Here is a 20,041-nt window from a genome sequence, read left to right as displayed (position 1 = left end):
AAACCGTGCCGCCGGCCGCAAGTCTCTGTAGGTCGAAATGCGACTCGTTCTGGCAGGCCACTCCTGGTTCTTGCATACGCGGAAATTCGACATTTTCTGTGGCTTCCGATCCTTAGCCAAAAGAGATGCGACGTGCCGGCAACTAGAATACTATGGGGCCAAGTCCTGACGGTCCTCTTGATCGTGCTCGTTACCACATGGTGCGCTTCACAGTGGACAGCGTGGCGGCTGGGATTTCAACCGCAGCTTGGTCAGCCCTGGTTCGAATTCGCCGGCCAGCCGATCTATCCACCCCCCGCATTTTACTGGTGGTGGTTTTTCTATGATGCCTATGCCCCAGCAATTTTCGTTGAGGGGGCGCTGATCGCGGCGAGCGGCAGTTTCATAGCAATTGCGGTCGCGGTAGGCATGTCGGTCTGGCGTGCACGCGAGGCGAAGAACGCGGCAACCTACGGCTCGGCGCGCTGGGCGACGCGCGACGAAGTCCGCGCCGAGGGTATGACTGGTCCGGACGGCGTGGTGCTTGGCAAGCTCGATCATGACTATCTGCGTCATGACGGCCCGGAGCATGTTCTTTGCTTCGCACCGACACGGAGCGGCAAGGGCGTCGGTCTGGTTGTGCCATCGCTGTTGACCTGGCCAGGGTCGGCGATTGTCCACGACATCAAGGGCGAGAACTGGGAACTGACCGCGGGTTGGCGTGCGCGCCACGGCCGTGTGCTGCTGTTCGATCCAACCAATGCGACCTCGTCCGCTTACAATCCTCTCTTGGAAGTGCGACGCGGTGAATGGGAGGTCCGCGACGTGCAGAACGTCGCCGACGTTCTCGTTGATCCTGAAGGTTCGTTGGAGCGCCGCAATCATTGGGAGAAGACCAGCCACGCGCTCCTGGTCGGAGCCATTCTGCATGTCCTCTATGCCGAACAGGACAAGACGCTCGCCGGTGTGGCCAACTTCCTCTCCGACCCGCAGAGGCCTATCGAAACAACGCTACGCACCATGATGCTCACGCGCCACCTCGGCGACGCCGGCCCACACCCGGTGGTGGCATCGGCGGCGCGCGAGTTGCTCAACAAGTCGGAGAATGAGCGATCGGGCGTGCTCTCAACTGCGATGAGCTTTCTCGGCCTTTACCGCGACCCCGTGGTGGCAAAGGTGACGTCGCAATGCGATTGGCGGATTGCTGAGCTAACCGAAGGGGATCGGCCGACGACGCTCTACCTCGTCGTGCCGCCATCGGACATCAGCCGCACGAAGCCGCTCATCCGCCTCGTCCTCAACCAGATCGGCCGCAGGTTGACGGAGGAGCTTCATGCGAAGGATCGACGGCATCGTCTACTAATGATGCTTGACGAGTTTCCGGCGCTTGGCCGGCTCGACTTTTTTGAAAGTGCGCTGGCCTTCATGGCGGGCTACGGTATCAAGTCTTTCCTGATTGCCCAGTCGCTCAACCAGATCGAAAAGGCGTACGGGCCGAACAACTCCATCCTCGACAACTGCCATGTGCGCGTGAGCTTTGCGACGAATGACGAGCGTACCGCCAAACGGGTCTCCGACTCGCTCGGAACAGGAACCGAGATGCGTGCCATGAAAAACTATGCCGGGCATAGGTTGTCGCCCTGGCTAGGACATTTGATGGTGTCACGGCAGGAAACGGCACGGGCGCTGATGACACCCGGCGAGATCATGCAGCTTCCGCCGACCGATGCCATCGTCATGGTGTCCGGCCTGTTCCCGATCCGGGCGAAGAAGGCGCGCTATTTTGCTGACCCCCGCCTTGCCGAGCGCGTCCTGTCGCCTCCTAAGCGCGAAACGGCTTCAGGGCCATCGCGTCCCGACGATTGGACAGGCGCAACGATCCTCTCGGCGTCAGAAGGCGGGCTACCGCAAGCGAAGTCTGCGATGGAGGCGCAAGACGAGGATCCAGCAGATGGCGGGATCCGACGCCAACCGGAGCTTCCAGAACATGAGGACATTACGCCGGTACGAACAGTTCAGCGAAACGAAGAATTCGACCTCGACCGAGACGAAGCTGATGACGACGCCCTGCGGCGTCGCGCGGTGGATCAAGCCATGCGGCGCACTGCGCGACAGGCGAGCCTTGATCCGAATGACGGCATCGAGCTCTGATCGGTGAAGAACGCGAAGAAGAAGCGGCTCTCCGCTTATCTCGATCCTGACGTCATGAATGCGCTTGGCGATTATTCGGCGAGGCGGGACGTCTCACTGTCGCTGATAGCCGAGGCCGCGATCGCGTCGTTCCTGTCACCAGACGCCGAGGAACGGAAGGAGGCAGCGATCACGCGGCGCCTCGACCAGATCGACCGGCGCGTGCAACGTGTCGAGCGCGATGTCGGCATCGCGATCGAGACACTGGCGCTGTTCGTCCGCTTCTGGCTCAACTCGACCCCGGCGTTGCCGGAATCCGCGCAAGCCGACGCCCGCGCAAAGGGACTGCAGCGCTATGACGCGTTCGTCGACGCGCTTGGCCGCAGGTTGAGCAAAGGGCCGAAGCTCAGGCAGGAAATCGCCGACGATGTCCCGCCGGCGCCGCCGGCCCACGAGGATGATTCCCCAGCGCGATAGACAGCGGCGACTACGCGGCAAAGCCGTCGCACCGCATTTTGCAAGTCTCTGCACGCCGGGGGGCGATCACCGATTTTGCTTGTTGCAAGGGTGCTATTCCTGCCTCTTCTAATCATCCCCGACCGCAGCACCAACAACTCGCTGCGGTGAATGGGGACACCGTGGCAATCAATTATCAAACCGGCACGGAAGCTGTCTCGCGCGGCGCGCGCATGCTGCGCACAGCGCTTGGACCCGCCATAGCCCGATTCCTTGAAGACCCGGCTGTGGTTGAGGTGATGCTCAACCCGGACGGACGCCTCTGGATCGATCGTCTGAAGGACGGGCTCTGCGCCACGGATGAACGTCTGGTCCCAGTCGACGGCGAGCGCATCGTCCGTCTGGTCGCTCACCATGTCGGCGCGGAAGTGCATGCGGGATCGCCGCGGGTGTCGGCCGAGTTGCCTGAGACGGGCGAACGTTTCGAGGGCTTGTTGCCGCCGGTCGTCGCGGCGCCAACGTTTGCCATCCGCAAGCCTGCCGTCGCTGTTTTCATGCTCGAGGACTATGTCGGCACCGGTGTCATGACGGAAGCCCAGGCCGATGTGCTCCGGCTTGCGGTCGAAAAGAGGAAGAACGTGCTGGTCGCCGGCGGCACGTCCACCGGAAAAACCACGCTGGTGAATGCCCTGCTTGCCGAGGTGGCCAAGACTTCGGATCGCATCGTGCTGATCGAGGACACGCGCGAGCTGCAGTGTGCGGCGCCCAATCTTGTGGCGCTGCGCACCAAGGATGGCGTTGCCTCGCTGTCCGACCTGGTCAAGTCCTCGTTGCGGCTTCGCCCCGATCGCATTCCCATCGGCGAAGTGCGGGGCGCCGAAGCGCTCGATCTTCTGAAAGCCTGGGGCACCGGTCATCCCGGTGGGATCGGCACCATCCACGCGAGTTCCGCGCTCGGCGCACTGCTGCGTCTTGAGCAGCTGGTGCAGGAGGCCGTCGTTACGGTTCCGCGCATGCTGATCGCCGAGACCATCGATCTCATCGCGGTCCTCGCCGGCCGTGGCTCGGCTCGCCGCCTCGTCGAAATCGCGCTGGTCAACGGGCTCGATCCGACCACCCGCGACTATCGCATGCTCGATGCCAGGCTCGAGAGCGACCCATCCGTGCAGTCCCAGTCCCAATGGAGGCCAGAATGAATGTCCTGCGTTCCACTTCGTCATCGTTTCGTCAGCTATGCCCATTGCTGACCCTGACTTGCGCCGCAGGCGCGGTCGCGATCCTAACAGTCGTGCCGGCTCGCGCGGCCGGCTCGTCGATGCCGTGGGAGCAGCCGCTCCAGCAAATCCTTGAATCCGTAGAGGGCCCGGTCGCCAAGATCGTGGCGGTGATCATCATCATCGTCACCGGGCTCTCGCTTGCCTTTGGTGACACTTCGGGCGGCTTCCGCCGGCTGATCCAGATCGTCTTCGGTCTGTCCATCGCGTTCGCAGCGAGTTCGTTCTTCCTGTCGTTTTTCTCATTCGGCGGCGGAGCGCTCGTCTGATGGCCGGGTCCCTGCTGGAAGACGAAGACGTCCAGGGGTTTTTCGCGCCGGTGCATCGCGCCCTGACCGAACCGATCCTGCTCGGCGGAGCGCCGCGCGCGGTCGCCATCGCCAACGGCACGCTGGCAGGCGCGGTCGGGCTGGGACTGCGCCTCTGGATCGCTGGTCTCGTCATCTGGGGGATCAGCCATTTCGCGGCCGTCTGGGCCACCAAACGCGATGCGCAGTTCGTCGACGTCGTTCGTCGGCACCTGCGGTATCCCGCGCATTTCGGCTGCTGAGAGGTCTTCGACATGATGAACCTTGCCGAATACCGCAAGAAGAATTCGGGCCTTGCCGACTATCTGCCGTGGGCGGGCTTGGTGGCGCCGGGCGTTGTGCTCAACAAGGATGGCTCGTTCCAGAGAACCGCCCGTTTTCGCGGCCCCGATCTGGCCTCCGCGACGCCGTCAGAACTGGTCGGCACGACGGCACGGCTGAACAGTGCGCTCCGTCGTCTCGGCTCAGGCTGGGCTCTCTTCGTGGAGGCGCAACGCAATCCCGCCACCGACTACCCCGACAGTCGGTTCCCCGATGCCGCATCGGCTCTTTTCGACATTGAGCGGCGTGAACAGTTCGAAAATGGGGACGGTCCTGGAGCGTTGCGGTGGAGCGATCGCCGGCCGAACGGAGAGCTGTTCGAAAGCAGCTATTTTCTGACCTTCGTCTGGTTGCCACCGGCCGAGGACGTCTCGCGGATGGAGAACTGGCTTTACGAGGGGCGGGAAAGGAACGGCGTCGATCCCTGGGGATTGCTGAAGGGTTTCATCGACCGCACCGACCGGGTGCTGGATCTGATCGAAGGCTTCGTTCCTGAAGCCGCCTGGCTCGATGATGTCGAGACACTGACCTACCTGCATTCGACGGTCTCAACCAGGCGGCATCGTGTCCGTGTCCCCGAGACGCCGATGCATCTCGACGCACTTCTTGTCGATCAGCCCCTTACCGGTGGACTGGAGCCACGCCTTGGCGACGTCCATCTTCGCACGCTCACCATCATCGGTTTCCCAACCGTAACCTTTCCGGGAATTCTCGATGATCTCAATGCGCTTGCCTTTCCCTACCGCTGGTCGACCCGGGCAATCCTGCTCGACAAGACGGATGCGACCAGGTTGCTGACGAGAATCCGCCGCCAATGGTTCGCAAAACGGAAGTCCGTCGCCGCCATCCTCAAGGAGGTGATGACCAATGAGGCGTCTGTCCTCGTCGACACCGACGCGGCCAACAAGGCCGCCGACGCGGACGCGGCCCTGCAGGATCTCGGCTCCGACCAGATCGGACAGGCTTATGTCACCGCTACAGTAACGGTGTGGGATGCCGATCCATCGATCGCAGACGAGAAGCTGCGGCTGCTCGAGAAGGTCATCCAGGGACGGGATTTCTCGTGTATTGGCGAGGGCGTCAACGCAGTGGAAGCATGGCTCGGCAGCATTCCTGGACACGCCTACGCAAATGTCCGCCAGCCACCACTATCGACGCTGAACCTCGCTCACATGATTCCACTGTCGGCGGTCTGGGCCGGGCCACCGGAGGACGAGCATTTTCGCGCTCCGCCCCTCTTCTTCGCCAGGACGGACGGCGCGACACCGTTCCGGTTCAGCCTGCATGTCGGCGATGTCGGCCATACCCTTGTCGTTGGCCCGACCGGCGCCGGCAAGTCCGTGCTGCTCGGCTTGATGGCAATGCAGTTCCGCCGCTACGAGAACAACCAGATCTTTGCCTTCGACTTCGGTGGGTCGATCCGTGCGGCCATGCTCGCCATGCACGGCGACTGGCACAATCTCGGCAGCAGTGCGGCGAACGGGGAGGGAGCGGACGATCCGCTTGCTCTGCTGACGCTCACAGACCTGTCGAACGACATCGACGCCGTTTCGCTGCAACCGCTTGGCCGCATCCACCATATTCCGGAGCGTGCATGGGCGGCGGACTGGCTCGTTGACATTCTTCTGCGCGAAGGCGTGCCGATCACGCCGGAGGTCAGGGAGTATCTCTGGTCGGCGCTGACGTCCCTGGCCAGTGCACCCGTTCAGGAGCGGACACTGACCGGCCTCACCGTGCTGCTGCAATCCTCACCGTTGAAGCAGGCGCTGCGTCCCTATTGCGTCGGCGGTCCATACGGCCGGCTGCTCGATGCGGAGCACGAGCGTCTCGGGGACGCATCCGTGCAGGCATTCGAGACCGAAGGTTTGATCGGAACGGGAGCGGCACCCGCGGTGCTCGCCTATCTCTTCCACCGGATTGAGCAGAGGATGGACGGTCGTCCTACGCTCCTGATCATCGATGAAGGCTGGCTGGCGCTCGACGATGGTGGCTTTGCCGACCAACTCCGCGAATGGCTGAAGACGCTGAGGAAGAAGAACGCTTCCGTAGTCTTCGCAACGCAATCGCTCTCCGACATCGACGGCAGCAGGATCGCGCCGGCGATCGTCGAAAGCTGCCCGACGCGGCTCTTCCTGCCAAACGAGCGCGCCATCGAGCCACAGATCACTGCCATCTATCGCCGGTTTGGGCTTAACGATCGCCAGATCGAGATCGTCGCCCGCGCTACCCCGAAGCGCGACTACTACTGTCAATCACGCCGCGGCAATCGGCTGTTTGAGCTGGGGCTGGGCCCGATTGCGCTGGCATTGGTCGCCGCATCGTCCAAGTCCGATCAGGCAGCGATCGACAGGGTGATCATCGAGGCAGGTCGCGAGCACTTCCTTGCGGGCTGGCTTTCCGAACGAGGCCTCCCGTGGGCGGCTGAACTCATTCCCGATCTCAGCGCCGTCATCGACCAATCCGCAAAGGAGGTTTTGTCATGAATTCCGTTCGCAGACGTCTTCGCCTTCGTCATATGGCGACCGCCAGTTTTGTCGCCCTCGCCATCGCGCTGTCGTCGGCGCCAGCCTCGGCACTCATCGTTTATGATCCGACCAATTATAGCCAGAACCTTCTGCAGGCTGCTCGCGCGTTGGAGCAGATCCAGAACCAGATCACATCGCTCCAGAACGAGGCACAGATGCTGATCAATCAGGCGAAGAATCTCGCCTCACTGCCGACGTCGTTGCTGGGTCAGATTGAAGGCAACTTTGCCGAAATGAAGAGCCTGCTCGGTGAGGCCGACAAGCTCGCCTACAGCGTCCAGAACATTGAGAGCCAGTTCGCCTCCAGCTACCAGAATTTTGGCTCGGACCTGTCCAGCCAGCAGCTTGTCGACGGCGCGCATGACCGCTGGCAGACCTCGGTTTCCGCCTTCGAGCATTCATTGAAGGCTGGGGCCGTCGCCGTCGACAACATCGAAGGAACGCAGCAACAGACAAGCGCACTGGTCGACACCAGCCAGTCGGCCGTTGGCGTGCTCCAGGCCACGCAGGCGGGCAACCAACTGCTTGCCGTGCAGGCAAAGCAGGTGGCCGATCTCACTGCGATGTTGGCTGCGCAAGGAAGGGCCGCCGCGCTTGAGCAAGCCAGGCAGGCGGCGGCGCAGGAGCAGGCACAAGAACAGTTCAGTCGCTTCATGGCCGGCAGCGGCTACAGCCCGTCATCAGTGCGCATGTTCCACGACTGAAGCTTCCAGCCATGAATCTCAAGATCGCCGCCCGGATGACAGCCGTCCTCGCCCTTGGCGCCGCCATGACCGCCGCCTTCATGGTGTTGCGCGGCGACGGCTCGCAGGACGCGTCCTCCCCGCGCTCCACGCATCCGGGCGGCGAGCCAGCAAAGGTCGAGCTCGCACGATGCCGGGATCTCGGCATGGCCGCCATCGCCGACGAGGCCTGCAGGAGAATCTGGGCGGAAAGCCGCAAGCGGTTCCTCAACCCACCACGGTCGGCTGCCCCTCATGCGCCTCCGTCAATTGAAAAGGATCAGAGCCGGCTTCTGCCCCTTCAGCCGTCGAACGCTCCGGGCACGAAGACGGTGTCGCCATGAACGACACTGGCGTCATCGATCGCTTTCTGGATACCTTCACCCGCTACATCGATTCCGGCTTTGGCCTGCTCGGCGGCGAAGTGGCCTTTCTGACGTCCACCTTGATCGTCATCGACATCACAATCGCCGGCCTGTTCTGGGCCTGGGGCGCGGACGAGGATGTGTTGCACAGGTTGGTGAAGAAGACGCTGTATATCGGTTTCTTCGCCTTCATCATCGGCAACTTCAATCACCTAGCCGGCATCGTTTTCGAAAGCTTTTCCGGGCTCGGCCTGAAGGCGGGAGGATCGGCCCTTTCCGGTTCCGCGCTCCTGCAGCCCGGCCGCGTCGCACAGGTCGGCATCGACGCTGGCAATCCGATCCTCGAGGCCGCCAGCCAGCTGATGGGCTATGTGTCGTTCTTTGAGAATTTTGTCCAGATCGCGGTGCTGATGATCGCCTGGGCGATCGTGCTGATCGCGTTCTTCATCCTTGCTGTCCAGATCTTTGTCACGCTCATCGAGTTCAAGCTCACGACGCTTGCCGGATTCGTGCTGATCCCCTTCGCGTTGTTGAACCGGACCGCTTTCCTCGCCGAAAAAGTTCTCGGCAACATCGTCGCTTCCGGCGTCAAAATCCTGGTGCTGGCTGTGATCGTCGGCATCGGCTCCGGTCTCTTCGGCGAGTTCACTCAAGGGTTCGGCACGGAGCAGCCGACGATCACGGATGCCCTGTCGCTCGTGCTGGGCGCCCTCTCGCTTATGGGGTTGTCTATCTTCGGTCCCGGCATCGCAACGGGCCTTGTTTCCGGAGCGCCGCAACTGGGCGCGGGCGCTGCGGTCGGCACCAGCCTCGCCGCCGTCGGCCTTGGTGCGGCCGGGGCCATGGGGGCTCGCGCCGCTTTGGGCGGTACTGCGAGTGCCATTGGCGCCGGAGGGCGCATGTCGGCAGCAGCTGCCCGTGGCGGCGCGCATCTTGCCGGTAGCACCTCGACCGCGTGGGGACTTGCCGCAGCTACATCCGGGCAGAGCGGCATGGGCGCATTCGCCGCCGGCGTGGCGGGGGTTGCCAAGGCCGGTGCCGGCGCCGCTCTTCAGCCAGTGAAGCAGGCGACGATGCGCGCAGGATCGGCGCTGTCTTCCAGTCAGCAGGCTGGTCGTTCGGCCGCATGGATCGCCACTGGAGGAGCGCAGCCGTCAGGAGCAACAGCTTCAGGACTTGCGTCGAGCATCGAACCCGGTGCCGGATCGCCGCCGGCATGGGCCGCTCGCATGAAGCGCGGCCAGGCCATGAGTCACGGCGCCAGCACGGCCGTGCATTCCGTCCGCTCCGGCGATCATGGCGGCGGCTCGATGAATGTTTCCCTCAATCAGGATGACCGCCGATGAAACTCTTCAGACGTCCTTCCATCCGGTATGGCAAGACACCGCAGCCAGAGACGCCCTATCAGCGTGCTGCACAGGTCTGGGACGAGCGCATCGGCTCGGCACGCGTCCAAGCAAAAAACTGGCGGCTGATGGCCTTTGGAACCCTCCTGTTGGCAGGCGGTTTCGCATCCGCCCTGGTCTGGCAGTCGGCGCGAGGCACCGTGGTGCCCTGGGTGGTTCAGGTTGACAAGTTCGGTGAAGCGCAGGTGGTCGCCTCCGCGGTGGCCGATTATCGACCGACAGATCCGCAGATCGCGTGGCATCTCGCCCGCTTCATCGAGCAGGTGAGAAGCATCCCTGACGACCCGGTCATCGTCCGCCAGAACTGGTTGCGCGCCTACGACTACACGACCGATCGCGGCGCCGTCGCCCTGAACGACTACGCTCGCCTGAATGATCCGTTTGCCAAGGTCGGCAAAGTCCAGATCGCGATAGAGGTTTCCAGCGTCATCCGCGCTTCGCCGGACTCATTCCGCGTCGCGTGGATGGAGCGGCGCTACGAGAACGGCGGCCTGACCGGCACCGAGCGCTGGGCCGCCATTCTCACCATCGTCATTCAACAACCCCGCGACGCCGACCGGCTGAAGGCCAATCCACTCGGGGTCTACGTCAATGCCATCAACTGGTCGAAGGAGCTTTCATGATGTCTGCGGCAGGAACGCGCAAAACGACGAGACAGGCCGTGGCTGACATCGCAAGGCTGCGCATGCTTGGGCTGGCATTGCTGTCGGCGACGATGCTGGCCGGCTGCGCTTCGAAAAAATACGTTCCGCCAGTGATCGACTATGACGCAGCGGTGCCTGCGTTGGAAAGGACCGATCCGCCAACTTCAGTGAGAGTGGTGGAAGTGCCGAAACCGCTTCCGCTGCCCGGACAGATGAAGCCGATCGAGGTCGGCAAGGCGAAAACCGAGCCGGCCGATCCCAAGCAACGGATCAGCCAGGCTAACGAGGCGGCAAGGATGCAGCCTGTTCGCGACGGCTTCATCAACGCGATCCAGCTCTATCCCTGGAGCGAAGGCGCGCTCTACCAAATCTATGCCGCGCCCGGTCAGGTCACCGACATTGCGCTGCAGCCGGGCGAACAACTCGTCGGTTCCGGACCTGTCGCTGCCGGCGACACCGTTCGCTGGATCATTGGAGACACGCAGAGTGGGGCGGGGGACCGACTCCAGGTTCACATCCTCGTCAAGCCGACGAGGCCGGATCTCCAGACCAACCTCGTCATCAACAGCGACCGTCGCACCTATCATCTCGAGCTGCGTTCCACCGAAAAAACCTACATGGCGTCGGTGTCCTGGCAATATCCGCAGGACCAGCTGATTGCTCTGCGACGCCAGAATGCTCAGGCCTCGGCCGCGCAACCGGTGGCAGCCGGCGTCGACATCCAGAAGCTCAACTTCCGTTATCGGATCGAGGGCGACGCGGCACCCTGGAGGCCGCTGCGTGCCTTCGACGATGGCGCAAAGGTCTATATCGAATTTCCCTCCGGCATTGGCCAGGGAGAGATGCCACCGCTGTTCGTTGTTGGTCCGTCAGGCGGCTCCGAGCTGGTCAACTATCGCGCGCGGCAGAATTATTATGTCGTCGATCGCCTGTTCGCCGCGGCGGAGCTGAGGCTTGGCGACAAGACGAGTGAGAAGCGCGTCCGCATCGTGCGCGCCGATGGGGTTCGACCGCAGCGTAGCGCGGGATTGTTCCGATGAGCGACCCTGTCAGCGGCGCGAGCCGGGACATTCGCGCTGAACTGCGCCTGCGACCCGAGCCTGCCAGGGTGACGCGCCTTTCGCGAAAGGCGCTGGTCGGTTTGGGAGGCGTCGCCAGCATCGCGATCCTCGGTGCGCTGGTGTGGGCGCTCGACACCAGGCGACGCGGCAACGAGCAACCGTCCGAGCTCTTCACCATCGAAAACCGCTCGACCGCCGATGGGTTGCAGACACTGCCTAAGGACTATGCCGGCGTTCCGAAACTCGGGCCAGCGCTGCCAGGCGATCTCGGCCGGCCGATCCTGCGTGCACAGGAGCAGGGCAGGCCGGTCATTGCGCCCGGCATAACCTCGCCCCGCGTCGATCCGGAAGAACAGCGCCGCCTCGCCGAGATCGAGGCCGCGCGCATTGCAAAGCTCTTTACTGATACCAACACGCGGACAAATTCAGGTCGGCAGGGTGCTGTCGAAGGAGAAGCCATGGCGGGGTCCATGTCCGGTCTGACGCTCCCTGCAGAACAGCGCCCGCTCGACACGGGCGCCACTCCAGACAGCCAGGACCGCAAGCTCGCCTTCGTCAACGCGAATCCGGATCGCCGCACCGTGAGTCCCGACCGCCTCGCCGGGAAAGCCTCACCATATGTTGTGCAGGCCGGGTCTGTCATTCCGGCCGCCTTGATCACCGGCATCCGATCCGACTTGCCGGGCCAGATCACCGCCCAGGTTACCGAGAACGTCTATGACAGTCCGACAGGATCCTATCTCCTGATCCCGCAGGGCGCGAGGCTGATCGGCCAGTACGACAGTCAGGTCGCTTTCGGCCAGTCACGCGTGCTGTTGGTCTGGAATCGGCTCATCCTGCCCGACGGAAATTCGATTGTACTCGAGCGTCAGCAAGGCTCGGACGCCCAAGGGTTCTCCGGGCTGGAGGACGAGGTCGACCATCACTGGGGTCAGCTGTTCAAGGCCGCCGCGCTCTCGACGTTGTTGGGGGTCGGCTCCAGCATCGGTTCCAGCAACAACGAGAGTGATATCGCAAAGGCTATCAGGGAAAGCGCTCAAGATTCAACGAGCACTGTTGGCCAGCAGATCGTGGGCCGCCAGCTCGATGTCCAGCCGACCCTGACAGTACGCCCTGGATACCCGGTTCGCGTGGTCGTCAACCGAGACCTTGTGCTGGCACCCTACGGAACAGGAAGGGACCCGTCATGACGAAGCTGAAGCTCTCCGCAATTCCCGATGATCGGCCAGTCAAGCTAACGGCCGAACTTCCTGCCGCCGTCCATCGTGATCTCGTCGCCTACGCCGAAGTGCTCGGTCGCGAGACAGGACAGGCGGTCCTTGATCCGGCGAAACTCATCGCGCCGATGCTGGCCCGGTTCATGGCGACGGATCGTGCCTTCAATCGGACACAGCGCGATCCCAAGTCACGGTAAGCGGGACGCGGCTTGTTTCGTCTCCACCAGGCGAAGGGCGACATCCGGCCGGCTTCGAATGACATCCGTGACGGCATCCAGGAACTCTGTTGCGGGCAGGGTTGGGTCGAAGCCGATAGAGAGGCGTTCCGCTTCTCGTCCCTTGGCCATCTTGACCATTGCGAGTGTTCCGTCGAGGTCGTTCAGGACGCGGCGAAGGTTTCGGATAAGGCCCGCACCCACCGGCGTCGGTCGAACGCCGCCTGCATGACGTTCGAACAGCACCGTTTCAAGCGACTCTTCAAGGTCGCGCATTCGCCGGCTCAGAGCCGAATGGTGCATTCCCATGCGCCGCGAAGCGCCAAGGAAGCTGCCTTCCTCGGCGACCACGATCGCGCAATCAAGAGTGATGAGCTGGACGCGTCGCCGCATCACTTTTCCTTGCTAAAATTCTGCTTGAAAGCGGAAGCCGGGGAGGAACGCTTTCCCGGCTCCATCTCCTCATTCCCCAGACGCCCCCTCAGGCTGTGCTAGGCTCAACTGTCGTCAGTGCCGGCGGGCTGGCTCGCCTTCCGCATCTCGCGCAGTCTGGCAAGGGTCCGCCCATCGAAGCTGGCAGTCACAGCCACCGTTTCCTCGCCGCCGATCATCTTTGGCAAGCCGAGCGGTGTGACCCGAAAATGCAGTTGGACAAGGCGCAAGAGCCATAGCGGATTCATCTCGATGATGATGGTGTCAACCCCGCAGCCAAGACCCCATTCGACAATGCCGGAAAGAAGGGCATTCGCGACGGGGCTCAGCATTCGCCCTCGCTCGCGATGACCCGCCTCGACGCAATAGCGGGTCCATTCCCAGATATTCGCGCCGACCGGTGGCTCGCTTTCGCAGAGATCGGAGAGCACATCCGAAAGCAGATGCGGACGGGTTGACGGCAGCATGCGCTGATAACCGATGACGCGCCCGTTCATCGCATAGAGCATGTGCACGGCGTGCTCGTCGTCGAAGCGGTCTGTTTCAAGGCCGTCCTCCCGTGCCAGGTCAGTCCAGCCCTTCTCGTCGACAAACACCTTGTGGCGCAGGCGGAATGCCTGCTCCATTTCCGTGCGGTATTGGTCAGCATTGCTCGCCGTTACAACATGAAGCATTTCGGTTGTCCTTTCCCTCAGGTCAACCGATCGTGCTTGAACCATGGACAGCGCGGCATCACGCGATGCCGTGAGGCTCAGCGGATTATTCGAAGGCGGAACGCTTCCGCTACCGCATGAACGGTGCTGGCGACGCCAAGCCTTTCGCGCACGGCCCGCAGATGGGTATCCACGGTGTTGCGGCTGATGTTTAACCGCAGGGCGATACTGTCGACGCTGAGCCCTTCGGACGCCCAATGAAGGACATCGCGCTGCCTCGGCGAGAGCCTCACAGGCTCACGGTTCAGGATCCCATCGACCAGAGCCAACGCACGGCCGAGCGCAAAGGCTGCGACGAATTGCAAGCTGACATACTCGCCAGAACCGATCTCAAGTCTTTCGCCAGCGATGGAAAAGCCAACCGCCTGCCGCTCGACAGTGGCGAACGAGACGGTCAACCCTTCATGCAAGCGAAACTCGGTCGCCTCGTCCATCACGCGACGGCCGGAGGGACCTATGTTCAAGGTCTCTCCGACCTCGCTCCAAAGGAATGGCTGGCTGCCGCGGCTGACGAGGCGAATGGTTGGATCCTGATCGAGATAGCCTCTTGAGAAATAGCGCTGCGACCATTCCTCAGGCCAAGCTGTTAGCAGCACATGGGACAGCTGTTTGCGTCTCGATGCGCGTGGTGGCGGGATTGCGCCCGCGAGAATGTGCGTCGCGCCGAAGCGCCCGCAGTGCTTCAGAAGACATCGACAGATCTCGTCGGCGCTACGGCAGTTCCAGATGCCCTCGAGAATGCTGTAGGTCTGGTCAAGATGACTGCGCCAATTGCGCGGTTTCATCTCCTGCCGAGGAGACCGGGAAAACGAACGCAACATCGTCCCTCCCGAGTGGTGATCGATTCCACCCTCCTTGACCATGAATCTCTACAGGGACAAGTCAGAGGACCTGCATAGAGGCCAAAGCGCCACGCTCGCGATGGCACATGATGGGACCACCGAACTGCACGGAATGGTCCCTGCGCGCGGCAAGTCGCGGGACATCCAGCTTGGAGAGATCTGGAAAGGGGACCTACTTTGAAATATTCGGAGAGCCGGCCAGTGAACTGGGTGCGCTGAAGCCCATCTCGGTTGGAGCCTGCCACCTGTTCACATTTGCCTTTACGGTGGATGACCTGACCGTGTTGCGCGATCTCCGATCTTGAAGCCCGCCTGTGGGTGAAGACCCGCTGCTGCGCAAAGCCTTTAGACGGATCCATCAGACAGTCTGTCGCGCCCGACCCATCAGGCCCAGAGGCAGGCATCACGCGCTTTGCCGGGGGATTTGACTCGCGAGGCGCTCGCTCTCCTCCCAAAGTCGGGCGGCGACGGCATCATCTTGCGCACCGGCCGATGGCGCCATCGGCGAGCATCTGTAGAAATACTGTCCCGTCACACCCTCAACTTCTGGAGAACTGGCAAGATATATGATCGTCTCGGCTCCGCCTTCCGGGGACGTCGCAAACAGTGAAACGATTGGGTTGATGAGCCTGACTATGCCTCCCATGTTGGCAGCTATTCGCGTGGCAACGAATCCTGGATGCAGACAGTTGGCCGTCACCCCTGTCCCCGCCAGGCGGCGGGCAAGCTCGCGAGTAAACAGGATGTTGCAGAGTTTCGAGCGGCCATAGGCGCTGAGAGCATCTGGCGACTCCAGGCCTTGAAGATCGGCGAAATTGAGTTTGGCGCCCTTGTGAACGGATGACGCAGTATTGACGATACGCGAAGGGGCAGAAGCGACCAGCCGATGCAGTAGTCCTTCGGTCAGCACGAAGTACGCCATATGATTGAGGGCAAAGGTTAACTCCAGCCCCTCCGGCGTTATTATCCGCCGATCGAGCATCGTGCCTGCGTTGTTGATCAGGATGTCGATCCTCGACTCGGCGGCGGCGATGTCGGCGGCGACGCGCCTGGTATCGGCGACGCTGCCGAGGTCGGCGATGAACATTCTGTGTTCAAGGTTTGGGGCGAGGCGATGCAGCTTTTCAAGGGTCTCTGTACCCCGGATGGGGTCGCGTGCGACGAAAATGATGCGCGCGCCCCTCTCGGCGAGCCGCATTGCAGCGACGGCGCCGATGCCGGAAGTTGCCCCGGTTATGACGACGACACTATCTTTCATGCTGTACTCCCATCTTGCTGCGTTCTGTGACGACACGCACGCGGTTGCGACCGCAGCGCGAGGTCAACGGTGTCCTGTGGACAGGTCTGAACCACTGGCAAAGAACGCCAAAGGGTTTTGCTTCGACTTAGAACGCTCCGACGTAACGACCCATCGCGTCGAGTTGCGCGGCGAGCATGTGGTACCCTTGGTGAACGGATGCGCCGTGGCTTTTGGCGATTTGCAAAAGCTCTGTTTCCGGCGGGTTCATGACTGCTTCGGCGACCATATGATTCGAGCGAATAGCGTCCGCAGGGATCGGAAGTTCGTCTTCCGCCCTCATTCCAAGCGATGTCGCATTTACGATCAGATCAATGCCCGATGTATCGCGGTGCGGATCAGCGCGCGAAGTCACTCCGGTCGATGTTCGCACCCGTTCAGCGAGCGCCTCAGCCTTATCTATGCTGCGGTTCCAGATCGCCAGATCTGCAACTCCGGCATCGGCAAGCGCAAAGGCTATTGCCGATGCTGCTCCTCCACTGCCCAGCAACAACGCACGTTTGCCCAGCACATCGTAGCCTGCGCTCAACAGCCCCTGAACGAAGCCGATCCCATCGAAGTTCTCGCCAATCAGCCTGTTGTTCTCGATCCTTACGGCGTTCAGACTTCCAGCCCGTTCAGCCGCTGGCGCGAGCTCGTCGCAAAGCGCCACCATGGCCTGCTTATGAGGGACGGTGACGATCAGGCCGCCAACGTTCTTGATCCTGCGGAGCCCAGCTATGAAGTCCGCCAGGCCCGCTGGTGCGACTTGAGTAGCGACCATCACGGCATCGGCTTCGGCTGCGGCGAGACGCGCGTTGAAAGCTGCTGGCGTCCTGACGTGATGAACAGGATCGGCGACAATGAAGTAGAGTCTTGTCGTCCCTGTGATTGGCTTTTCCATCCCTTGGCCTCCTCATCCAGCCCATCGTATCCGCGCGTTCATACGGACACCGCTTAGCACTTCCGCGAGCAACAGGCGCCAGTGCACCACCAGCGTTTGCCGCCTCGTTGCGTCCCCTGGATCGCGTACACCAGAACGCGTGCGGTGTGAAGATGTATCCATTGGAACACATAGAATCAGAATTTGAGCTATTTGCCGTTGACTAGACGCATAATTGGATACAATAGTCCCGGAATATGAGGTCGCCACCTTATGGGAGGCTGCATCCATTGCGGGGGAGGCCTGCGCAAGTCAGTTGATCGCGTGACCGATGGTAGCGCGTCACGCGAGCCAGGGAGGAAATATGAGTCAGTCGCGTGCGAACGCCACAGAGCGAGCCGGATCGACCGGCATGCCCGGGATGCGTGGCATTGATCACATTGGCATCACGGTACCCAAGCTCGAAGAGGCGGTCGAGTTCTTCGTGAACGTGCTGGGCTGTGAAGCATTCTACGAACTGGGACCGTTTCAATTCGCAGACGACTGGATGCAGCGGCAGCTGAATGTCGATCCGCGCGCCGTCATGCGGCGCCTGCGCTTCCTACGCTGCGGCCATGGATCCAACATCGAGCTTTTTGAGTATGAGGCAGCCGATCAGAAGCTCGTTCCACCACGCAACAGCGATGTCGGCGGTCACCATCTCGCGTTCTACGTCGACGACCTTCATGCCGCGCTTGCCTACCTCCGGGAGAAAGGCGTGCGAACGCTCGGTGAACCGATCGTCCGGACCGAGGGTCCCAGCGCCGGGCAGACCTGGATCTATTTCCTGACGCCGTGGGGCCTGCAATGCGAGCTCGTGAGTTTCCCGGGCGGCAAAGGATACGAGAAAGAAACCGAACGCCGCTTGTGGGACACAAGGCTGCCCGGCCGGTGAGCGTTGAGCCCTACCATGCATTGGTCAATCGAGGCCGTGGCCGAAGGATCGCAATCTGATGTCGCAGGAACTTTTGATGCCAGCGCTGGCTCCTTCAATGACGGAAGGCAGGCTCGCGCGATGGCTGGTCAAGGAAGGGGACACGATCAACGCGGGAGATGTTATCGCCGAGATCGAAACCGACAAGGCCACTCTCGAATTCGAAGCTCCAGGCGGCGGGAAGGTTCTTCAGATATTGGTGCCAGAAGGAACGGACGGCGTTCCGGTCCAACGGCCGATTGCCATTTTGCAGGGCGAAGGCGAGGCCGCGCCTTCACCCCTGATCAGGCTGCCGGAGAGGGAGCCGGCAGCGAGCGCGCTCGCCATGCCGCTGGAACACCCCCCGGCGATGCCCGGCGAGGCCAATCCGGACGACGCTGGGCCAGGTGCCCGGATATTCGCCAGCCCGCTGGCCCGCGCCATCGCGCGGGTCAACGATCTCGATCTCGCGGGGGTGATCGGAAGTGGTCCCAGGCAGCGTATCCTGAAGGCGGACGTGCAGCAATTGCTGGACCGCGGGTCTCGGGTCGCGCCCGCGACGTCCCCTGTGCGCGCGCCGACAATCGACACGGTCCCGGCGACCGATGGAGACGCGCCCTTGCCAGTTGGTGGGGCATCCGCATCGTCTGGGCACACGCCGTTGCCATGGCAGAAGCATACGGCAGTCCCCAACAACGCGATGCGTCGGACCATCGCCAGGCGGCTCCTCGAGTCAAAGCGGACGGTGCCGCATTTCTATCTGACGGCTTCGATTGACCTAGAAGAACTGCTTGCCACCCGGGCAAAACTGAACGCCCGCCCTGGCGCCGACTACAAACTGTCGATCAACGACTTCATCATTAAGGCGTCTGCAACTGCATTACGCCGCGTTCCTCAGGCCAATTCAATGTGGACCGAGGAGGCGATCCTTCAGTTCGAGGATGTCGACATTTCCGTCGCCGTATCGACCGACGGCGGGCTGATCACGCCAGTGATCCGCGATGCTGACAGGAAAGGCCTTGTCGAGATCAGCAATGAGATGAAGGCGCTGGCCGCGACCGCGCGCGCTGGGAAGCTCAAGCCCGAAGAATATCAGGGTGGCGGTTTCAGCATTTCCAATCTCGGAATGTACGGGGTTGAGCATTTCGCGGCGATCATCAACCCGCCCCAAAGTTGCATCCTGGCGGTAGGTGCCGGCGAAAAACGAGCCGTGGTGCGCGGCGATGAGATGGCGGTGCGCACAATGATGACTGCCACGCTTTCGGTCGACCATCGCTCGGTTGATGGTGCCCGTGGGGCGCAACTGCTGGCGGCTATCAAGGCCGCTCTTGAAGATCCGCTGAACATGATCCTGTGACGAAACAGCAGCGCGTCCGCGCTGATCGTGAATGCATGCCCCAAGGGAGGAGAAGACGATGAAAATCGAGGTTGTGTGCGATGTCAAAACGCACCTTGGCGAAGGCCCGCTCTGGGACGTCGAGCAGGAGCGGCTCTACTGGATCGACAGCACCGGGATGAACGTTTTCAGGTCGACTGCTGATGGGCGCGAAGTGCGTGCCTGGGATCTGCCCCAGATGATTGGTTCGCTGGCCCTCTGCAAGAACGACCGTGCCGTGGTTTCGCTGCAGCGGGGTTTTCACTTCCTTGATCTCCGCACCGGCGACGTCGAACTCATCTTCGATCCTGAGCCCGACAAGCCCAACAATCGCCTGAACGATGGCAAGGTCGACAAAGCCGGCCGCTTCATTGCCGGTTCGATGGACACCAAGGAATCGGGCAAGAACGCCGCGCTCTATCGTCTTGATCCCGACCTCACGGTGCACAAGCTCGACGACGGTATCATTGTCTCCAACGGTCCCTGCTGGAGTCCATCCGGTGACATCTTCTATTTCGCCGACTCCTGGTCCGGCGAGATCTGGGCCTATGACTATGATTTGTCGCGCGGTCAGGTTTCCAATCGGCGGACCTTTGCCCGACTGGACACATCGACCGGCGGCGCTGCAGACGGGTCGACGGTCGACGCCGAAGGCTTCCTCTGGAATGCGCAGGTCTATGACGGCAGGCTCATCCGCTATGCACCAGACGGTTCGGTTGATCGGGTGGTCGAAATGCCGGTCAAGAAGGTCACTAGTGTCATGTTCGGCGGGCCCCGCCTCGACATTCTGTATGTCACCTCGATGGCAAAGCGCCATCTTCCCCACCTCCCTGCCGACGGCGCAGCCCGCGGCAGTGTGTTCGCCGTCCATGGCCTGGGAGTGACCGGACTTCCGGAGCATCGCTTCGCGGGATGATCGAAGCGGCAGCGACCAACGAACCTTCC

General features: G+C 62.1%; 21 protein-coding genes. 16 read left to right on the top strand and 5 right to left on the bottom strand.

The window, feature by feature from the left end; translation table 11 throughout:
• Positions 1–132 precede the first annotated feature (132 nt).
• From EB231_RS29535 to EB231_RS29475, 13 genes are all read left to right on the top strand, one after another.
• Positions 133–2,130 carry a conjugal transfer protein TraG gene (locus EB231_RS29535; protein ID WP_172351911.1) on the top strand — a complete coding sequence of 666 codons (1,998 nt, stop codon included), beginning with the start codon at positions 133–135 and terminating at the stop codon, positions 2,128–2,130.
• Between the two features lie 54 nt (positions 2,131–2,184).
• Positions 2,185–2,586 (top strand): CopG family transcriptional regulator, encoded by a 402-nt coding sequence (locus EB231_RS29530; RefSeq protein WP_172353078.1) that lies wholly within the window; start codon positions 2,185–2,187, stop codon positions 2,584–2,586.
• Positions 2,587–2,798: 212 nt separating this feature from the next.
• Positions 2,799–3,761: a P-type conjugative transfer ATPase TrbB gene (gene trbB, locus EB231_RS29525; protein WP_172353077.1), complete on the top strand. Its 963-nt coding sequence runs from the start codon at positions 2,799–2,801 to the stop codon at positions 3,759–3,761.
• A complete protein-coding gene (locus tag EB231_RS29520; RefSeq protein ID WP_246740760.1) occupies positions 3,758–4,108 on the top strand; it encodes a TrbC/VirB2 family protein in 351 nt (116 codons plus the stop codon). The genes trbB and EB231_RS29520 overlap by 4 nt, the downstream gene beginning before the upstream one ends.
• Complete coding sequence (locus EB231_RS29515; protein WP_172351910.1) at positions 4,108–4,389, top strand: VirB3 family type IV secretion system protein; 282 nt, start codon at positions 4,108–4,110, stop codon at positions 4,387–4,389. Before EB231_RS29520 ends, EB231_RS29515 begins: the two co-directional genes overlap by 1 nt.
• A 12-nt stretch (positions 4,390–4,401) precedes the next feature.
• Positions 4,402–6,951, top strand: coding sequence for a conjugal transfer protein TrbE (gene trbE / locus EB231_RS29510; RefSeq protein ID WP_172351909.1), 2,550 nt, complete (start codon positions 4,402–4,404; stop codon positions 6,949–6,951).
• A 32-nt stretch (positions 6,952–6,983) separates the two neighbouring features.
• On the top strand, positions 6,984–7,697 hold the full coding sequence (gene trbJ, locus EB231_RS29505) for a P-type conjugative transfer protein TrbJ (protein WP_246740759.1): 714 nt from the start codon (positions 6,984–6,986) through the stop codon (positions 7,695–7,697).
• An 11-nt stretch (positions 7,698–7,708) separates the two neighbouring features.
• Positions 7,709–8,059: a putative entry exclusion protein TrbK-alt gene (gene trbK-alt, locus EB231_RS29500; RefSeq protein WP_172351907.1), complete on the top strand. Its 351-nt coding sequence runs from the start codon at positions 7,709–7,711 to the stop codon at positions 8,057–8,059.
• On the top strand, positions 8,056–9,426 hold the full coding sequence (gene trbL, locus EB231_RS29495) for a P-type conjugative transfer protein TrbL (RefSeq protein ID WP_172351906.1): 1,371 nt from the start codon (positions 8,056–8,058) through the stop codon (positions 9,424–9,426). Before trbK-alt ends, trbL begins: the two co-directional genes overlap by 4 nt.
• On the top strand, positions 9,423–10,109 hold the full coding sequence (gene trbF / locus EB231_RS29490) for a conjugal transfer protein TrbF (protein WP_172351905.1): 687 nt from the start codon (positions 9,423–9,425) through the stop codon (positions 10,107–10,109). Before trbL ends, trbF begins: the two co-directional genes overlap by 4 nt.
• A gap of 62 nt (positions 10,110–10,171) precedes the next feature.
• Positions 10,172–11,170, top strand: a complete 999-nt coding sequence (gene trbG / locus EB231_RS29485) for a P-type conjugative transfer protein TrbG (RefSeq protein ID WP_172353075.1) — start codon at positions 10,172–10,174, stop codon at positions 11,168–11,170.
• Positions 11,167–12,381 carry a TrbI/VirB10 family protein gene (locus EB231_RS29480; RefSeq protein ID WP_172351904.1) on the top strand — a complete coding sequence of 405 codons (1,215 nt, stop codon included), beginning with the start codon at positions 11,167–11,169 and terminating at the stop codon, positions 12,379–12,381. Before trbG ends, EB231_RS29480 begins: the two co-directional genes overlap by 4 nt.
• Positions 12,378–12,605 carry a DUF2274 domain-containing protein gene (locus EB231_RS29475; RefSeq protein WP_172351903.1) on the top strand — a complete coding sequence of 76 codons (228 nt, stop codon included), beginning with the start codon at positions 12,378–12,380 and terminating at the stop codon, positions 12,603–12,605. The genes EB231_RS29480 and EB231_RS29475 overlap by 4 nt, the downstream gene beginning before the upstream one ends.
• Here the strand turns inward: EB231_RS29475 and EB231_RS29470 are convergent.
• From EB231_RS29470 to EB231_RS29450, 5 genes are all read right to left on the bottom strand, one after another.
• Entirely contained in the window at positions 12,597–13,016 is a 420-nt protein-coding gene (locus EB231_RS29470) for a LysR family transcriptional regulator (RefSeq protein ID WP_172351902.1), read from the bottom strand. The genes EB231_RS29475 and EB231_RS29470 overlap by 9 nt on opposite strands.
• Before the next feature lie 104 nt (positions 13,017–13,120).
• Entirely contained in the window at positions 13,121–13,729 is a 609-nt protein-coding gene (locus tag EB231_RS29465) for an acyl-homoserine-lactone synthase (RefSeq protein ID WP_172351901.1), read from the bottom strand.
• A 77-nt stretch (positions 13,730–13,806) separates the two neighbouring features.
• Positions 13,807–14,589 carry a helix-turn-helix transcriptional regulator gene (locus EB231_RS29460; RefSeq protein WP_172351900.1) on the bottom strand — a complete coding sequence of 261 codons (783 nt, stop codon included), beginning with the start codon at positions 14,587–14,589 and terminating at the stop codon, positions 13,807–13,809.
• A 424-nt stretch (positions 14,590–15,013) separates the two neighbouring features.
• Positions 15,014–15,868: an SDR family oxidoreductase gene (locus EB231_RS29455; RefSeq protein ID WP_172351899.1), complete on the bottom strand. Its 855-nt coding sequence runs from the start codon at positions 15,866–15,868 to the stop codon at positions 15,014–15,016.
• Between the two features lie 127 nt (positions 15,869–15,995).
• Entirely contained in the window at positions 15,996–16,790 is a 795-nt protein-coding gene (locus EB231_RS29450; protein ID WP_172351898.1) for a shikimate dehydrogenase family protein, read from the bottom strand.
• Between the two features lie 343 nt (positions 16,791–17,133).
• Here EB231_RS29450 and EB231_RS29445 point away from each other — a divergent pair, with 343 nt between their 5' ends.
• From EB231_RS29445 to EB231_RS29435, 3 genes are read left to right on the top strand one after another with little or no spacing between them, the layout of a single operon-like run.
• Complete coding sequence (locus tag EB231_RS29445) at positions 17,134–17,703, top strand: VOC family protein (protein WP_172351897.1); 570 nt, start codon at positions 17,134–17,136, stop codon at positions 17,701–17,703.
• Positions 17,704–17,761: 58 nt separating this feature from the next.
• Positions 17,762–19,078, top strand: coding sequence for a pyruvate dehydrogenase complex dihydrolipoamide acetyltransferase (locus EB231_RS29440; protein WP_172351896.1), 1,317 nt, complete (start codon positions 17,762–17,764; stop codon positions 19,076–19,078).
• Between the two features lie 58 nt (positions 19,079–19,136).
• Positions 19,137–20,012: an SMP-30/gluconolactonase/LRE family protein gene (locus tag EB231_RS29435; protein WP_172351895.1), complete on the top strand. Its 876-nt coding sequence runs from the start codon at positions 19,137–19,139 to the stop codon at positions 20,010–20,012.
• Positions 20,013–20,041 lie beyond the last annotated feature (29 nt).

Origin of the sequence: Mesorhizobium sp. NZP2298, assembly GCF_013170825.1 — a bacterium.
Classification (GTDB): Bacteria; Pseudomonadota; Alphaproteobacteria; order Rhizobiales; family Rhizobiaceae; genus Mesorhizobium.
This window is presented reverse-complemented; position numbering and strand designations above follow the sequence as displayed.